The sequence below is a fragment of the Micromonospora sp. NPDC005161 genome (genome assembly GCF_053599855.1).
In genome coordinates this window covers 1-15,313 of the sequence record NZ_JBSFYQ010000076.1, presented here as the reverse complement: position 1 = coordinate 15,313, position 15,313 = coordinate 1, and the positions used below count along the sequence as shown (strand labels likewise).

The following is a 15,313-nucleotide window of genomic DNA, read 5'->3' as shown; positions in this document are numbered from 1 at the left end:
GGTCGATTGCTGTCTTACCGGGAGCCTCGTCCTATGTCGACACCGGCCTCCCGCACTGCCCGTGACCTGCACCGTCACGATGAAAATGGCTCAATGCTGGGCTGGTCATGATCTCTCCTTCGGTGTCGCCCGTTACGACACCCCCGAGCCGGGAAACGGAACGGCTGTGGCGCAGGTCACGTTCGAGGAGCTGGTGGCAGAGCACCGGCGCGAGTTGCTGGTGCACTGCTACCGCCTGCTGGGCTCGGTGACCGATGCCGAGGACGTGCTGCAGGAGGCGCTGCTGGCGGCCTGGCGCGGCCTGGACGGATTCGAGGGCCGCTCATCGCTGCGGTCGTGGCTCTACCGGATCGCCACCAACCGCTGCCTCAACGCGCTGCGGGATCGCGGCCGACGGATACCGTCCGAGCCGCAGCCGCCGTTTCAGCCGCCGGAGCCCAGCCGCCGCACTCACGTGACGTGGCTGCAGCCCTACCCGGACGCGCTGCTGGAGCACGTGCCCGACGCCGACCGCGGCCCCGAGGCGCGCTACGCCGCGCGGGAGGACATCGAGTTGGCGTTCATCGCGGCGTTGCAGCGCCTCACACCGCGGCAGGCCGCCGTGCTGGTGCTCTGCGACGTGCTCGGGTACCCGCTCGGTGAGGTCGCGCCGATGCTGGACACCACACCGACCGCGATCAAAGGTCTGCTGCAGCGGGCACGCGGCGCGATCGAACGTCACCGCGACCCCGCCCGTGAGGCGCCGCCCGCGCCTGGATCGGCGCGCGAACGTCAGGTGGTCGAGCGCTTCGCCGAAGCCTTCGCAGGTAACGATTTCGACACCCTGGTCAGTCTGCTCACCGACGAGGCATGGCTAGCCATGCCTCCCGCCCCGCACGAATACCACGGCGTGGCCGCCATCATCTCGTTCCTGCGGACCAGCGCCGCTTGGCGCGTCAGCCAAAGGCTAAGAATCCGGCTGCGCCCTACTCGCATGAACGGGCAGCCTGCGTTTGTCTCGCACCTCGTCGGGGACGGCACCGAGCGACCCGGCGGGCTGGTGGTGCTCACCCTGGCCGGCGACCGCCTGAGCGGCATGACCCTGTTCCTTCACGGCATCTGAGCTCAGTGCCCTGGCGACTGCTCGGCGGCTACGGCTACCGCCTCGCCGAGATCCCGAAGGCTCGAACGGGCTGCCACGGTGCCGGTTGAGGCACCATGCCGTCAAAATCGGATGCGCTGATCTCGGCACGACCGGACGGCGCCTGGCTCAAGCGATCGTGACGCTCTGCAGCTCACGGTCTGCGGCAGAAGAGGATGCCGACCTTGTCAGCTGCGAACTCGGTGGTGTGAAACTGGGCCAGGCGTGAGGATGCGTCCATGTCCCGTGATCCGTTGCTCGCTCGGGCTCGGGAGGTCTGGCTCGAGATGGCTGGCGTTCCGATGGCCTTCCCCGCTGACGGCGGCGTGGAAGTAGCCGTCTCGGCCAGATCGCTGCTCTGTCCACCGGGCTGGGTCGGGATCGTCGCGTTGGGCGACGCCGCCATCGTCACCGTGCCGGCAGGCAGTTGGGCCGGGATCGTGCGCAAAGGGCTGCACGTTTTGCCCGTCGAGGCACTGACCGACTTTGACCGGCTGCGCGCTGTCCTGCGGTCACTTGGTACTGGGTCCGGCGAGCCTGGCCTATCTCGATGAGTGCGACTTCCAGCCGGCCGGACTCGATACCGTGGATGTGGTCCCTGGAGAACATGCCGATCTCGCCACGCTTCTGGCCTCTGTCACGGTGGACGACGCCGACGAATGTGGGTTGGCCGACATCACCTCCGATGCGTTCGTGGTAAGCCGTGGGAATGTCGTTGTCGCGGCAGCTGGCTACCGACGCTGGCCGGGGCTGTTGGCCCACATGTGCGTACTTACTGAGCCGAATCAACGTGGGCGCGGGCTGGCGCGTGCCGTTGCCTCCGTAGCAATCGCGGACGGTTTGGCGAACCATCTGCTGCCGCAGTGGCGGGCTCGACCGGAAACCGTCGCGCCGAGTGGCGCGGGCGCTGGGATTCCGTCAGCTCGGCGCTCAGCTGAGCATCCGGGTCGGAGCCTGAGCCCAAACGCCAGCTCGCCGGCCGCGCGGACGGCCATGCCGAGAGCGGCGCGAGTCGCACGATCAGCGGCAGATGAGCGTACGCGGACCCTGCGTCTGCGCCAGTTGGACGCGGGGCCGGTCGACCTCCCGACCAGGGCCACGGCAACGCGCAGGGCCGGTGCCACCAGAATGTTGGCCGCGTGGCTAACCACGATCGCGCCACAACCACGATTGGCGAGGAGCAGACCATCGACACCTCCGACACGATCACCCTATGGAGGCCCACCGGGCAGGCCGACCTCGACCTCGTGGCGGAGTCCAGGTGGCGGCTTGGCCACCACGCCTGCCGGATCAGCCAATCTTCTACCCCGTGCTTAACCGCTGGTACGCCACGAAGATCGCCCGCGAGTGGAACGTCCCCGCCGAAGGTGTCGGCTACGTAACCCGGTTCAACGTCCAGCGTTCCTACCTGGACCGTTACGAGGCTCACCAGGCCGGTGGCCGCGACGTGCTGGAGTACTGGATCCCCGCCGCAGAGCTTGCCGATCTCAACGCCCACATCGTCGGCGCGATCGCCGAAGAAGCCGATTACCGAGGCCCAGTAAACGACCAGGAGTTCACCGACGCCGACAAGGCCCTAGGTCAAGCTCTGCCTGCCGCGTGGCGAACCTACCTTCCAAGGTGAGTCGTGGTTTCGGCGGGGCTGGATGACCAGCGGAACCTACGTGTGGCTCAAGTCGCCACGCGAAATGCTCGAGCTGCATGACGCCTGGGACGAAGCCACCGATGCGCACCCCGGCATCGCGATCATCGGCGGTGACGGTGCCCGTGAACAGCTTGTACTCGACCTGTGCAGTGACCCTGCACCGGTGCTGCTCGTCGACATCACAAGCAGCGGGTGGGACAGCGCCATCAGACACGCCGACAATGTCGGCGAGCTCATCGACCGCATCGAGGCGGGTACCTTCGCGTTCGACTTCGACGATTAGTAGACATCGGCGAGCATGGTCGAACCCGCACCTCGCGGCCAGAGCACTCACCTCGGCAGAGAGTCGAGCAGCATCGGCTGGGGCGCGCGGTCGGCGGCAGAAGCGGACGTTTATCGGTTCCTCATGGTCAGTACGGCGTCTGTGCTCGATGCGCGCGTCGATGCCCGTCGGGACGTCCATCCTGGGCCTGGCTCGGCCCCGCAGCTTATTAGCGGCGGCGTCTGCGAGCGGGGCATCGCGCTACTTCCGCCACCGCGTCGTCAACCACATCGGCTTCGTCGTCGCCGGCGTGGCCCGCGACCAGGCCGGCGTCCACGCGGCGCGGTTCCGCTCGGGCGAGCGCCCCAGCGTTGTTCTGGATGGACGTGGTCGGGGTGGGGACCGGGCCAGCGGATGGTGTCGACCCAGTCGTACGGCGGTTGCCAGGTGACGGTTCGTTGACGCGCGGACGCCGCGGCAGGGGCTCGGCCTTGCCCCGCGCGTTCGGAGCTGCGATTCCGGCTTCGTCCGTGAAGGTCACGGCCACGCACGCCACGGCCGAGCAGGCACCCACTCGGCCGACTTCGTCCCCGACGGGATCCTCGACCGGTTGTGTCTGCTCGGCCGGGTCGTCTAGCCCGATCTTGCCGTCGGCCACCAATTGCAGCACCAGGGTCGCGGTGAAGGTCTTGGTGTTGCTGCCGATCCGGAACCGCCCGTTCGTCAGCGGCTTCGCGGCCTCGCCCAGCTTGCGTACCCCGGCGCTGCCGACCCACTCGCCCCGCTCATCGTGCACGCGCAGCTGCACCGCGGCGAAACCGGAATCGACGATCTCCTGGATGGCCTTCTGCAGCTCCGGGCGATCCTGCCCAGCAGCGGCCACTGCGGTGTCGTCGACCGGCAGCATGCCGGTCTCCTGCTAGGGCTGGGGCGTCCTCTCCCGTGATCTCACCCAGGCGGTGAAGGCCTCGATCGCGTCGATGACCGCTTCGAAGCGGAGCGAGTGGAACAGATCGAAGGCGTGGTTGCCGCCGCGCAGCTCGGCGTAGACGACGGCGTTGGTGGAGGTACGGCGGAGCTGGTCGGCGAAATGCCGGGCATCTGCCACAGGCACCAGCGGGTCCAGGTCGCCGTGCGCCACCAAGAACGGCGGTGCGTCCGCGGTGATGTGGGCCAGCGGCGAGGACTCTGGTCCCTGGCCGAAGTAGCCGCCGTACCAGCCGTTCAGGTAGATGGCGCCGGTAACGGAGGTGTCGGCGTCCTCGAAGCCCGGTTGGAAGGCGGGGTCGTTTGGGGTGAGCGCGGCCAGCGCTGCCATGTGCCCGCCCGCCGAGCTGCCCGCGACGAACAGCGTCGCCGGATCGGCCCCGTACTCGTGAGCGTGTTCCCGCACCCAGGCGATCACCTTCTTGAGGTCGATCAGGTGGTCGGGGTGCTGGGCTTGTGGCCTCAGCCGGTAGTTGGCGCTGATGCACACCCAGCCCCGGCTGGCCAGGTGGTAGAGCAGCGGCAGCGACTGGCTGTTCTTGTGGCCCCCGGAGTATCCGCCTCCGTGCAGGTGGATCAGTACGGGCGCGCCTTCGGGCCGTGACCGGTGGTGGTAGACGTCGAGCAGGTTTCTGCGACCTGCGTCGCCGTAGGCGAGATTGGCCACGCGCCGGACCTCCCACCGGCGCCGGAAGATGGGCCGCAGCACGATGCGGGCCCACGGAAGGCGGTGCCGCAGCCCTTCGGCCAGCTCGGCGTCGAGGGTGGTGCGCCACCCGGCCCCGAGCCCTTCGTCCATGGCGTGCTCGATCCTCGCCCAGTCCCCGAGTGCGCGGTGGGCGATGATCGCGAGCCCGGGCGTGGTCGCGGCGGCCAGCCCGACGACCGCCCACCCGCCCGCCGAGTTGATGTCGCCCTCGGCGAACGCCAGCCACGTCGGCAGGATCAGCATGTAGAGGAAGGCTGCGAACGGCAGTTCGTTCACGACCAGGCCAGAGTAGTAGCTCAGGCGGCCGAGCGGGCGCGACCACGGCACCGGCGCCAGCGCGAACAGCGTGCCGATCGCGACGAACGCCACAGTGATCAGATAACCGACGGGCACGGGACCTCCAAAAATTTGCTCATCACTCGCTCCTGGATGTCGTGCTCGGTTGCGATGCCAGGAACGCTACGACAGTTGCCAGCATCTTGGCAAGAATTTGCCAGAAGTATTTGCCTGCGAGGCGTCTCAGGGTAGGGCAGGTTGCCAAGCTTGAGGCAAGCTGGCTAGACTCGGGATGTGGTGGAACAACCAGCCTTCGGCCGCCGGCTCAGGCAACTACGGATCGAGCGAGGTCTGACCCAGGGCGCGCTCGCCGGCGACGACATGTCGACCGGCTACCTGTCCCGGCTGGAGTCCGGGGCCCGCCGACCCACCGAACGCGCGCTGACGCACCTGGCCAGCCAGCTCGGCGTCAGCACCGAGGAGCTGATGCAGTCCACCGCCTCATCACTGGCGCGCAGCCTCACCATCGCCACCGGCCTCGGCCCCGACGAGACGGGCGAGCTGCTGTCCGGCGCGCTGGCCACCGCCGAAGGCGAGGACCCCCTGCTGCGCTGGCAGGCCCTGTGGCAGGTCGCCGACTGGCGACGGCAACGCAAGGAGTACGCCGAGCAGCGGGCCTGCCTGGACGAGCTGACCACCCTCAGCGACCAACTCGGACTGGCCGAGCTGCGGGCCAGAGCACTGGCCGAGCTGGCCCGCTGCCTACGGTCCACCGGCGAGGTCCCCGCCGCCGTCGACACCGCGCTGACGGCCCACCAGCTCGCCAAGGACAACCTCGCCAAGGACAACACAGTGGCCCCCTATGTCATGGCGAACGTCTTGCTGGCCGTGGTGTCCGCGCTGGCCGAGGCCGACCGGCTGCCCGAGGCCAGCCGGCACACCAACGAACTGCTCAGCCTCGTCGAGGGCCGGTCAGACACGCTGTGGGCCGAGGCACTCTGGACCGCGGCCCACATCCGGCTCCGCCAAGGCGAGCCAGCCGCCGCGGCCGAGCTGCTCGGCAAGGCCGTGCGAGGGTTCGACGGACGGGACAACCCCACCCTGTGGACACGCCTGCGAATCAGCGCGGCCAAGCTCAACCTGGAGACCACCCCACCGGACACCGAGGCCGCCCACCGCCGCGTCGAGGAAGTCCAGGCCAGCCTTCCCCTGACCGGAACACCCGCCATCGAACAAGAGCTGCTGGCCCTGCGCGCGCACCTCGCCATGCACACCGGACACTCCGCCGAGGCCCGCGCGCTGCTCGACCAGCTCGACCGCCTCGACCCGCTCCTGCCCTACCAGGACCGCATCCAACTCGACGTGCTGCGCAACCGGCTCCTGTTACTGGACGGCGCACGCGACGAAGCGGTGGCCGGCCTGCGCGGCCTCGCCGAACAAGCCCAGGACAACGGCAACATGGCGCTGGCCGCTGAAATCTGGCGGCTCCTCGCCGAATCCCTCGCCCAGGACACACCACGGCCGGCTCGCGCGTAGACCCAGGCAGCAGCCGGCCAGGTGAAAACGCGACGAGATCACAGTGGCGCGGTTGCAGACAGGCCACCCGTCCCGCTGATCAGTCGTCGACGCGCCGGGAGACGACCTTCACCAGCGTGGGAAGCACTCCCGAGCAGCACTCATTTCGCCTGGCCAGGCAATTTCGTCGGTGCCCCCACACGCCCACAGGCCCATCCGACCATCGGCAGACACGTTCGTTGTGGTCGCTACGTTCCCGAGGCCATGTAGGCGGCGAGGATGTAGTTGGGGTGGCGGTCCAGGTTCTTGCGGGCGCGGTCGTAGCGCATGGTGGTGCGGGGATCGGCGTGGCGGGCGGCGATCTGCACGTCGCGCAGGCTCACGCCAGCGTCGAGCATGGTGGTGACGAAGGTGTGGCGCAGCATGTGTGGGTGCATCCTCGGCATCCGGATCCCGGCGTTGGCGGCGAGGTGCTTGAGCCGGCGGGTCGCGGCGTGCCGGTCCATCCGCGCGCCGAGGGTGTTGCGCAGGACCGGACCGTCGAGGCGGCCGTCGACGGCGCGGTCTATGGCTCTGGCCACCGCGGGCGGCAGCGGGACGAGGACGACCTTGCCGCCCTTGCCGCGCACGCGCAGGACGCGGTGGCCGTGTTCCTCGCCGAGGTCGCTGATGTTGGCGCCGCAGGCTTCGAAGATCCGCAGCCCGAGCAGTCCGAGCATGGAGACCAGGGCGAAGTCGTTCGGGTTGGCCGATAGCCGTGCGGTGGTGATCAGTGCTTCGAACTGTAGGTGGCCCAGCCCGAGGGTGGGTGATTCGGGTGGCACCGTCGGTCGGCGGACATAGTCGGCGGGTGAGTTCGGCAGGATGTCGTCGATGACGCACACGCGGTAGAAGCCGACGACCACCGACAGCCGGCGGGAAACGGTCGAGGGTTGGAAGCGGCGTACGTCCTGCAGCCAGCGCACGTACCGCTCGATGTCCACCCGAGCCGCCGACAGCGGATCCAGGCCCTGGTCGGTACACCAGATGAGGAAGACGCGCAGATCGGAGTCGGTGTGCAAGCGCGTGTCACCACGGTACCGACCGAGGTAGGCGGCTACCGCCGCACGGAGAACGAGATGATCAGGAGAGACGATGTTGGGACCAGACGTGGGAGAGGTAGTCATACCTACGGTGCGTCACCGCTCACAGCCGGTGTCAACGCCCGCTGCGCGGCAGATTCGGATGCGCATTGGGTGCGACGCCCGACAGCTTGAGTCCTGCCGGCCCTTGCCCGGCAGAGACCATAATCTGGCCATGTATTGCGTCCATGCCGAAGTAGTCCGTTGGGTCGATGAAGATGGACGGCGGGCCGAGCGCGGTGGACCCGGACAGGTCGAGACCCGCGCCTGCCCGATTCTGCCCGGCTACGAGGCGCGGCAGCCCGGACCCGGGGCCGCCGCTCACCGCACGCCAAGGCCGCGATCGAGTGCACTCTTCTCGACATGTGTCCGGACGCTTATCGGCACGCCGACGGTCACGTTCTGTGACGCTCGGATCGCGGCATGTCAGTGCGTTTGCTTGCGCGGCAACGTCGCACGCAGCATCTCGCGGGTGTAGCTCTCCGACCTGTTGGCGAGCGTGAACTGGCTCAGGTGCCCCCGCGCCGACGGGCGAATTGACCTGTGCGGGAACGGGCATTGCGGGCCGCTGTCTGGTGGAATCGGCGGCCCGATCCACCTCAGCGGGCGGCTGCGTGGGCGCTGACCGCGGACCTGATCTCGGTGAGGGTGTGATCGAGGGAGCGGTCGTCAATGACCACCGGGGCGCCGAGCGAGGCCAAATCGTTGCGGGCCTCCCGGCGCAGCCACCAGCGCGCCTGCGAGACCGTGGCGACCGGGTCGGTGGGTACCACCAGCAGCACGGGGGTCTGTGTCCGGCCGCGCATCTTGACGCCCGGCCGCACCTCGGCGATCTCGGGCCATTCGAGCCGGACACCCATCAGCGGCAGCCGGATCCCGTCCGGGCCGACCACCACCGCCGGCACCCGCAACAACGTGCTGGCCGCCACCGGGTAACCGAGCAGCACCGCGAAGAACGCGCCCCACACGACCAGCACCAGGCCCAGCACGCCGCCGCTCATTGCCCCGATCACGATCAGCGCCGCGCCGAGCAGTAGGAACGACAGGGACGCGGCGTTCGGCCGGACCCGCACGGTCAGCGCCATGTTGTCTCCTCCCTTGGTCCGCCCGGCATCATAGCGATCGGTCACGGCGGCGGCGCGACGCTCGTCGGAGCGTGTGCGCCCGAGGCCGCCCCCCCGTATGGTCTCGTCGCCGGTCCGTTGGCGTGTTCACCGTTGGAAGTGTCGGGACTTCCGATCGATGACGCCGGCGATATGACGCACTTCATTGAGCGCGGATCGCGGCATGTCAGGACGTCCCCGGGGCCGCCGTCGAGCAACTCGAGGGCGCGGCTGAAGTCGGGGGATGTTGGCGCCGCTGGTCAGCACGTAGATCGGGGTGCCGTTGCCGTCACAGATCAGATGGTGTTTGGGAACCGGGCTTGCGCGGTTGACCGGCGACGGGCCTGTCCCGAGACCCCCTTTCTGGCGTCGATGTGATTGCCGTCCATCGCCGCGCGCGACCAGTCGATCCGGTTCCCTGTGTTCAACCGCTCGAGCAGGATCTGGTGGAGTTGGTCGAACACGCCGGCATCAATCCAGCGTTTCAACCGCCGCCAGCAGGTCGTACCGGGGCCGAAGCCGAGTTCTTGCGGGACTTTAAGCATGGCGAGGTAGTTAAGCGCCGTACACTCATCTCGGCTACCGGACGTTTTCGCCGTCATGCCCATCGCGCGAGCGGCACTCATCCCAGGCCGAGCGACCTTTCGAGCCCGTCGAGAATGAGGTCGAGCCCGAACACGAACTCGTCGCCGAAGTCGTAGCCGGGCTGCATGTAATACGAGGTCGCCATCTCGACGAGATGCGGGTACTCTCCCGCGCCCATCAGCTCCATAATCGGTTCCGCCACTTCGCCGACGCTCTCTGGGCCCTCGAACGGGAGGGCGGCCTCTTGAAGTGCGAAGCCGTAGACATAGCTGTCGATCAGCGCGTAGGCGTGCGCCGTCATCTCGGCCGAGAACCCGGCTTCGCGCAGGGTGGCGATGACGGTGTCGTGGTGGCGCAGATTGGCAAGCCCCGGGCTGCTCCGCGATTCCAGCAGCCCGATGGCCCAGCGGTGTCGCGCTAAGACCTGGCGGGCCGAGTGAGCTCGCCTCCGCAGCTCGGACCGCCAGTCACGGCCAGGAACCGGAAGCTCGATCTCGCCGAAGACGATGTCGACGAGCGCGTCGAGGATTTCGTCCTTGTTGGCGACGTGGTAGTAGACCGACATCGGCTTGACGCCGAGCTCCTTGGCGAGGGAGCGGATCGTGAGCGATCCCAAACCGCCGGAGTCGGCTACCGACAGCGCGCCCTGTAGGACGCGCTCGCGGGTCAGCCGCGCTCGCCGCCGGCCGCCCTCGCTGACTGGCTCAGACATTCATATTCCTCGTCCGTTCGTGCTATAGGCACCTTCGTACAAAGTACGTTAGCGTATTCGTACTAAGTACGGATCTTCAAGTTGACTTCCGGAGGACCGCTATGACGACCCCGACCAGGGCGACGCCGACGATGATGAGGGCGGTCATCCAGGACCGCTACGGCAGCTCGGAGGTCCTGCGGCTGGCCCGAGTCGCCCGTCCTGTGATCGCCGACCACGAGGTGCTCGTGCGGGTGCGCGCGGCCGGTCTCGACCGCGGCACGGAGCATCTGATGACGGGCAAGCCCTACGTGATGCGACTCGGCTTCGGGCTTCGGCGACCAAAGAGCCCGGTGTCCGGCCGTGACGTGGCCGGCACGGTAGCGAGAGTCGGCTCGTCGGTGACACGGTTCGCGGTCGGCGACGAGGTGTACGGGATCGCTCCGGGGTCCTTCGCCGAGTATGCCGTGGCGCGGGAGGACAAGCTCGCCCGGAAGCCGGTGAACCTGTCCTTCGCCCAGGCCGCGGTCGTTCCCGTGTCGGCCGGCACGGCGCTGCAGGCGCTCCTCGACGTCGGAAGGGTGCAGGCGGGTCAGTCCGTGCTGGTTCTCGGCGCGTCCGGCGGCGTCGGGACCTACGCGGTGCAGCTGGCGAAGGCCTTCGGCGCCGAGGTCACCGGAGTCTGTAGCACCGCAAAGCTCGACCTGGTGACCTCCCTCGGTGCCGACCACGTCATCGACTACAGCCACGAGGACTTCGCCGACGGGACTCGCCGCTACGACCTGATCCTCGACATCGGAGGACGCCCCTCGGTGAGGCGGCTGCGGCGAGCACTCGAACCACGAGGGACGGTCGTATTCGTCGGCGGTGAGAACGGCGGCAGCCTGACCGGCATGGGCAGGCAGCTGCGCGGAGCGCTGCTCTCACTATTCCTGCGGCAGCGTCTGGCGCTGTTCATGGCAAAGGAGCGCGCCACCGACCTCGAGCGGCTCACCGAGCTGATCGAGGCTGGCAAGGTCATCCCGAGCATGGACCGCAGCTACCCGCTCGACGAGGCGCCCAACGCCATGCGGCTCCTCGAGAGGGGCCAGGTCCGCGGCAAGGTCGCGATCACCGTCTGATCCCCGGACACATCACCGCCAACCGACTTCCAACCACCCGTCCACCCGACCGCAAGGAGCAACCCGTGACCGCGACAACCAGTGGCCCGCCGTTGCCCGACCAGCACGCCGCTGTTCCACCGCCCTCCGCTGCAGGCTGGGCAAGCGACACCGGCAGGACGTACGGACGCCTGATCGGGTCACTCTTCCTGGCAGGGTTCGTCACGTATGGAGTTGGCTTCGCCCTGGTCAGCTCCGTGGTGGACACGCCCGACTTAGGCACCAGCGTCTCCGCTCACCAGGCCACCCTGGTCCTCGGCGCCTGCCTCATGCTGTTGAACACCCCGTCGACATCGGCAAGGCCGTCTTGTTCTTCCCAATCCTGGAGAAGCACGGCAAGCGGACCGCCCTGACCTATCTGTCCGCGATGGTCTTCGAGGTCGCCCTGCTGGCAGTCGGCGCCCTCTGTCTCCTCTCACTCGTCCCGTTGTCAGAGCAGCTCGATGCAGGGCAGGTCAGCGCAGAGCTAGCCCGGTCCCTGGGCTCGCTCGCGGTGGACTCCAACACGATGGCGTACCAGATTGGCCAGGCGGGGCTCGCGTTCGGAGCGTTCTTCCTGTGCGTCCTGCTCTACCGGACCCGCCTGGTCCCCCGGTTTCTGGCGGCGTGGGGCGTGGTCGGGTACGTGGTCCACTTCACGGGCGCCGTCGCCGAGATCTTCGGCAGCCACGTCAGCCTGGTCCTCCTCATCCCCGGCGCGCTGTTTGAGCTGACGTTCGGCGTCTGGCTTCTGGTCAAGGGCGTTCGCACCGAGCCGCATGCTCAGGGTGCGTGACGGCATGGTGCTGACCGACAAGGGTCTGATGGCCGGCAGGACGGTGCTGGTCACCGGCGCGACCCGAGGCATCGGCAAAGCGACGGCCCTGGGCCTGGCCCGTCTAGGTGCGCGCGTCGCGATCACCGGTCGCGACCGCGTGCGCACGGAGGCGGCGGCCGGTGAGGTCCGCGCAGTCGGCGGACAGGTGGACTCTTTCGTCGCTGACCTGTCCTCGCAGGCAGAAATCCGACGGTTGGCGGACGAGGCGCTAGAGCGCCTTCCCCGGATCGATGTCCTCGTCAACAATGTCGGGGGCTACTGGAACACCCGGAGGATCACCCCCGACGGTCTCGAGCACACCTTCGCGGTAAACCACCTGGCGCCCTTTCTGCTCACCAACCTGTTGCTCGACCAGCTGAGGCGGAGCGCCCCGTCCCGCGTAGTGTCCGTCGCATCGAACGCCCAGAGACTCGGTCGCATCGACTTTGACGATCTCCGAGGTGAGCGCTCCTACTCCGGAGCACGCGCCTACAACCAGTCGAAACTCGCGAACGTCCTGTTCACGTACGAGCTCGCCCGCAGGCTCTCGGCTGGCGACGTCACTGCCAACGCTACCCACCCTGGCCTCGTGAGCACGTCGTTCGGAGCCGAGGACCCCAGCCGATCCCAACGCCTGCTCGTCCCCTTCCTGCGCGCGTTCATGGCATCACCGGCACGAGGCGCCGCGACCTCGATCCAGCTCGCCTCCGCGCCAGCCCTCCAAGGCCGGACGGGGCTGTACCTCACGAAGGGCGGACCGCAGAGGTCGCCCAAACGCAGCTACGACGAGGCTACTGCCGCACGCCTTTGGCAGGTCAGCGCCGACCTCGTCGGCCTGGCCGCAGCGGGTTGACGACGGAGAAACGCGACCGCGTCGCTCCGAAAGGGTCGCACCCTTGCGGTGGATACAACCTCGACGTGCCCGAGGACGTCGCCGTACCACTCCTCGCGGATCACGGTCGCGCCGGCGGCAACCAGCTCGGGCACCTTCTGCCGGATCAGTTGGGCGCGCTCGGCCATGTCCCAGGGGCCTGGGCCCGCCACCCGGATATCGATATGCAAACGGTTTTTGGCGGACTTGCTCTCGGGCACCTTGAGGGAACCAATGGCAGGGCCCTGGCCATCCGGGTCGACGATGGACGCGTTGTCGGGCTCGTTGAAACCGGATTCCTTGACGTAGCCGAGGGCCAGCGCCCAGAAAGCAGCGATCCGCTGGGGATCGTCGGCATCGCATCCCAAGGTCCAAAAAGTCACCACGGCGCCAAGGTACGCGAGCTACGACACGCTGTCATCGGCACGAGCGGGCGGCGCAGCCCGTCGGGCGAGGGTTGCAGAACGTAGCGCCCGGTCGGCGGCAAAAGAGGACGGTCTAGTTGTCGCCTCGGTGTCCGTCGCGGACCACCGCTAACCCGCCGACCCGGGTCGTGATGCCCGCCGGCCCGCGTCGGGCCGAAGCGAGCACGCTGGCCGGTCGACCGAGGGTCTCACCCTGCTCCACCTCGATCGCGACCGTCTGTGCCCCTGTCGTGTCGAGCAGGTGGGCGGCCAGGCAGCCGGTGCTGTTGGCGTTGGCGACGTCCTCGTCGACACCGATCGCCGGCGCGAACATCCGCGCCGCACCCGGTCGGTCGCCCACCGGCGGTACGTACACGAAACAGCCGAGGAGCCCGTACCGCCGGCACGCCGCTGTCAGCCTGCCGAGGTGTGGGCAGACTCGGAGCAGCGCCGACCGGTCGTGGACCGGTACCAGCATGCGTGGTGCGCCGGGCGCGGCGATCCGTGGCGCGTCGGTCGGATGCGGATCGTCCGCGGTGAGCCCGAGCGCGGCGACGATCGCGGCGCGCTCGTCCGGTGCCGGGTGACGCAGCGCGACGAGGCCCTGGTCGAACCACACCTCGATGCCGGCGGGGCGGCGGATCGCGACGGTGTCGAACGTGCGCCCGCCGGTGTGTTGGCGGTCGTTCAGCTCGCCCAGCGCGGTGCGGGTCAACCGGACGGCCTGCGCGGCAACGGTGCCGTGGCCGCAGCCGGACAGTTCGGCGGTGGCGGTGAAGAACCGGACCGGCCAGCCACCGTCCGGCGTCCGCCCCGGGCCGAGGAACGCCGCGTGCGAGGTGCCGGCCGCAGCAGCGACCGCACGCCGGTCCGCGTCCGTCGCCGCCGGGTCGTCGTCGGTGACGGCCGTGGGGCTGCCGCCCCGGCCGTCGCGCCGCACGCACGCATCAACCACCGTGACATCCGGCCAGGACATGGGCCCACCTCTGACGCTCAACGAACCGGCAACCGCGAACGGCGTCTGCCGATGGCCGGACCTGGCCGCGACGGCCGACCGAACGCGTCCCGGAGCGTACCGGCCTGCCTCAGCCGGTGCCGTACTGCACCGGATAGTGGATGATGACCGCACCGCCGGTGGCGTAGTTGGCGACATCGGCGGCCACCCGCTGGCCTTGCGGCGACGCCCGCGCCGCGGCCATGGCGGCGGCGTCAGCGAAGTCGCCTTCGAAGACCGCGAAATACGGCGCTTCTCCCTTGGTCGCCGCCACGTCGAAACTGTAGCGCCACGCAAGCAGGCCGGGCAGATTCATGACCAGTGGAAGGTGGTTGGTCACGTAGTAGTCGCGGAAGTGGTCAGGGTCGGCGGGCTTGGAATACAGGACCACCAACTTATGCATGACGACCTCCGTCCAGAGACGAGACCATAACACTCCGGGTGACCTGGGAGCTCCTGCTATGAACCAGGGACGACACGGAACGGTTCGGATCGCCTCAAGATCCAATGCACTGTCATCGGCATGAGCGCGCGCAGTGCGGCATGAGCGCGCGAACGTGCGGATGCCGTTTTAGGCGGCGATGATTCATAGGCGGGAACGGCCCTATCGGTCGACAACCCTGTACGAGAGGAGTTGCTGTGGCGAAGTTCGTGACCATCGGGTACGGCGACCAAGCGGGCTACGACCACACCGACGCAGCCGTACGCGACGCGGCGCATGCGCATGACGCCCGACTGCGCCAGGATGGGGTCGACATGGGCGTCGCCGGCCAGCCCGTGCAGGTGCGGAACCACGACGCGGCCGAGGTGACCACGGAGGACGGGCCTTTCATGTCTTCCACGCTTCCCGTAGCCGGTTTCGCCATCATCGAAGCAGCTACGCTGGCCGAGGCCATCGACATCGTGTCGCGTACGCCTTGCGCCGTCGCGCACGGCGTGGTCGAGGTATGGCCGTTGCAGGAGTCGTCGTAAGCGTCGACTAACGACCTCGTGCACGGTTGTAGATGCTTGAGCATCGATGATCGTGCCATGGTTGGTGCTGCGATCATGACGGATCGTCGGATGACAGGGCTG

The 15,313-nt window shown here is 68.3% G+C and carries 17 protein-coding genes and 1 pseudogene; 9 read left to right on the top strand and 9 right to left on the bottom strand.

The genetic code is table 11. The features are described 5' to 3' along the window. Positions 1–61 precede the first annotated feature (61 nt). The 4 genes and pseudogenes from ACWD5O_RS35345 (at position 62) to ACWD5O_RS35330 (ending at position 3,048) form a co-directional block, all read left to right on the top strand. Positions 62–1,102: an RNA polymerase subunit sigma-70 gene (locus ACWD5O_RS35345; RefSeq protein ID WP_450087975.1), complete on the top strand. Its 1,041-nt coding sequence runs from the start codon at positions 62–64 to the stop codon at positions 1,100–1,102. A 257-nt stretch (positions 1,103–1,359) separates the two neighbouring features. Further along, positions 1,360–1,674: a hypothetical protein gene (locus ACWD5O_RS35340; RefSeq protein WP_450087974.1), complete on the top strand. Its 315-nt coding sequence runs from the start codon at positions 1,360–1,362 to the stop codon at positions 1,672–1,674. 633 nt (positions 1,675–2,307) lie between these two features. Further along, a pseudogene (locus tag ACWD5O_RS35335) lies at positions 2,308–2,744 on the top strand (ADP-ribosylation/crystallin J1). A 22-nt stretch (positions 2,745–2,766) separates the two neighbouring features. After that, positions 2,767–3,048: a hypothetical protein gene (locus ACWD5O_RS35330; protein WP_450087973.1), complete on the top strand. Its 282-nt coding sequence runs from the start codon at positions 2,767–2,769 to the stop codon at positions 3,046–3,048. Between the two features lie 208 nt (positions 3,049–3,256). Here ACWD5O_RS35330 and ACWD5O_RS35325 read toward each other — a convergent pair whose 3' ends face one another. Together ACWD5O_RS35325 and ACWD5O_RS35320 are read right to left on the bottom strand one after the other, a co-directional pair. Beyond that, positions 3,257–3,934, bottom strand: coding sequence for a serine hydrolase (locus ACWD5O_RS35325; RefSeq protein ID WP_450087972.1), 678 nt, complete (start codon positions 3,932–3,934; stop codon positions 3,257–3,259). A gap of 12 nt (positions 3,935–3,946) precedes the next feature. Further along, complete coding sequence (locus tag ACWD5O_RS35320) at positions 3,947–5,116, bottom strand: alpha/beta hydrolase (protein WP_449940275.1); 1,170 nt, start codon at positions 5,114–5,116, stop codon at positions 3,947–3,949. A gap of 180 nt (positions 5,117–5,296) precedes the next feature. Here ACWD5O_RS35320 and ACWD5O_RS35315 point away from each other — a divergent pair, with 180 nt between their 5' ends. Then, on the top strand, positions 5,297–6,535 hold the full coding sequence (locus ACWD5O_RS35315; protein ID WP_450087971.1) for a helix-turn-helix domain-containing protein: 1,239 nt from the start codon (positions 5,297–5,299) through the stop codon (positions 6,533–6,535). A gap of 227 nt (positions 6,536–6,762) precedes the next feature. Here ACWD5O_RS35315 and ACWD5O_RS35310 read toward each other — a convergent pair whose 3' ends face one another. From ACWD5O_RS35310 to ACWD5O_RS35295, 4 genes are all read right to left on the bottom strand, one after another. Then, complete coding sequence (locus ACWD5O_RS35310; RefSeq protein WP_354968625.1) at positions 6,763–7,575, bottom strand: tyrosine-type recombinase/integrase; 813 nt, start codon at positions 7,573–7,575, stop codon at positions 6,763–6,765. 659 nt (positions 7,576–8,234) lie between these two features. Beyond that, the gene (locus tag ACWD5O_RS35305; protein WP_450087970.1) at positions 8,235–8,720 is read right to left on the bottom strand and encodes a hypothetical protein; all 486 of its coding nucleotides are present in this window, start codon (positions 8,718–8,720) and stop codon (positions 8,235–8,237) included. 314 nt (positions 8,721–9,034) lie between these two features. Further along, positions 9,035–9,346 carry a hypothetical protein gene (locus ACWD5O_RS35300; RefSeq protein WP_354968627.1) on the bottom strand — a complete coding sequence of 104 codons (312 nt, stop codon included), beginning with the start codon at positions 9,344–9,346 and terminating at the stop codon, positions 9,035–9,037. A gap of 14 nt (positions 9,347–9,360) precedes the next feature. Next, on the bottom strand, positions 9,361–10,035 hold the full coding sequence (locus ACWD5O_RS35295; RefSeq protein ID WP_354968628.1) for a TetR/AcrR family transcriptional regulator: 675 nt from the start codon (positions 10,033–10,035) through the stop codon (positions 9,361–9,363). Positions 10,036–10,169: 134 nt separating this feature from the next. On the opposite strand from ACWD5O_RS35295, the gene ACWD5O_RS35290 reads away from it, so the two are divergent. From ACWD5O_RS35290 to ACWD5O_RS35280, 3 genes are read left to right on the top strand one after another with little or no spacing between them, the layout of a single operon-like run. After that, positions 10,170–11,135 (top strand): NAD(P)-dependent alcohol dehydrogenase, encoded by a 966-nt coding sequence (locus ACWD5O_RS35290; RefSeq protein WP_354968633.1) that lies wholly within the window; start codon positions 10,170–10,172, stop codon positions 11,133–11,135. Then, positions 11,023–11,949, top strand: coding sequence for a DUF4386 family protein (locus tag ACWD5O_RS35285; protein WP_450087976.1), 927 nt, complete (start codon positions 11,023–11,025; stop codon positions 11,947–11,949). Before ACWD5O_RS35290 ends, ACWD5O_RS35285 begins: the two co-directional genes overlap by 113 nt. Before the next feature lie 4 nt (positions 11,950–11,953). After that, entirely contained in the window at positions 11,954–12,823 is an 870-nt protein-coding gene (locus tag ACWD5O_RS35280) for an SDR family oxidoreductase (protein WP_450087969.1), read from the top strand. Here the strand turns inward: ACWD5O_RS35280 and ACWD5O_RS35275 are convergent. The 3 genes from ACWD5O_RS35275 to ACWD5O_RS35265 all read right to left on the bottom strand — a co-directional run bounded on the left by ACWD5O_RS35275 (position 12,751) and on the right by ACWD5O_RS35265 (position 14,642). Continuing rightward, positions 12,751–13,227 carry a VOC family protein gene (locus tag ACWD5O_RS35275; protein ID WP_450087968.1) on the bottom strand — a complete coding sequence of 159 codons (477 nt, stop codon included), beginning with the start codon at positions 13,225–13,227 and terminating at the stop codon, positions 12,751–12,753. The two genes, ACWD5O_RS35280 and ACWD5O_RS35275, sit on opposite strands and share 73 nt — an antisense overlap. A gap of 112 nt (positions 13,228–13,339) precedes the next feature. After that, positions 13,340–14,221, bottom strand: a complete 882-nt coding sequence (locus tag ACWD5O_RS35270) for a PhzF family phenazine biosynthesis protein (protein WP_354968861.1) — start codon at positions 14,219–14,221, stop codon at positions 13,340–13,342. Between the two features lie 109 nt (positions 14,222–14,330). Beyond that, entirely contained in the window at positions 14,331–14,642 is a 312-nt protein-coding gene (locus tag ACWD5O_RS35265; protein ID WP_450087967.1) for an EthD family reductase, read from the bottom strand. Positions 14,643–14,878: 236 nt separating this feature from the next. Here ACWD5O_RS35265 and ACWD5O_RS35260 point away from each other — a divergent pair, with 236 nt between their 5' ends. Continuing rightward, the gene (locus ACWD5O_RS35260) at positions 14,879–15,211 is read left to right on the top strand and encodes a YciI family protein (RefSeq protein WP_354968868.1); all 333 of its coding nucleotides are present in this window, start codon (positions 14,879–14,881) and stop codon (positions 15,209–15,211) included. Positions 15,212–15,313: the final 102 nt, after the last annotated feature.

What these genes read in the sequence shown, in the direction of transcription:
- ACWD5O_RS35290 (WP_354968633.1), top strand. Translation starts at nt 10,170, where the DNA reads ATGAGGGCGGTCATCCAGGACCGCTACGGCAGCTCGGAGGTCCTGCGG.
- ACWD5O_RS35270 (WP_354968861.1), bottom strand. Translation starts at nt 14,221, where the DNA reads ATGTCCTGGCCGGATGTCACGGTGGTTGATGCGTGCGTGCGGCGCGAC.
- ACWD5O_RS35300 (WP_354968627.1), bottom strand. Translation starts at nt 9,346, where the DNA reads ATGGGCATGACGGCGAAAACGTCCGGTAGCCGAGATGAGTGTACGGCG.
- ACWD5O_RS35325 (WP_450087972.1), bottom strand. Translation starts at nt 3,934, where the DNA reads ATGCTGCCGGTCGACGACACCGCAGTGGCCGCTGCTGGGCAGGATCGC.
- ACWD5O_RS35330 (WP_450087973.1), top strand. Translation starts at nt 2,767, where the DNA reads ATGACCAGCGGAACCTACGTGTGGCTCAAGTCGCCACGCGAAATGCTC.
- ACWD5O_RS35280 (WP_450087969.1), top strand. Translation starts at nt 11,954, where the DNA reads ATGGTGCTGACCGACAAGGGTCTGATGGCCGGCAGGACGGTGCTGGTC.
- ACWD5O_RS35295 (WP_354968628.1), bottom strand. Translation starts at nt 10,035, where the DNA reads ATGTCTGAGCCAGTCAGCGAGGGCGGCCGGCGGCGAGCGCGGCTGACC.
- ACWD5O_RS35265 (WP_450087967.1), bottom strand. Translation starts at nt 14,642, where the DNA reads ATGCATAAGTTGGTGGTCCTGTATTCCAAGCCCGCCGACCCTGACCAC.
- ACWD5O_RS35340 (WP_450087974.1), top strand. Translation starts at nt 1,360, where the DNA reads ATGTCCCGTGATCCGTTGCTCGCTCGGGCTCGGGAGGTCTGGCTCGAG.
- ACWD5O_RS35305 (WP_450087970.1), bottom strand. Translation starts at nt 8,720, where the DNA reads ATGGCGCTGACCGTGCGGGTCCGGCCGAACGCCGCGTCCCTGTCGTTC.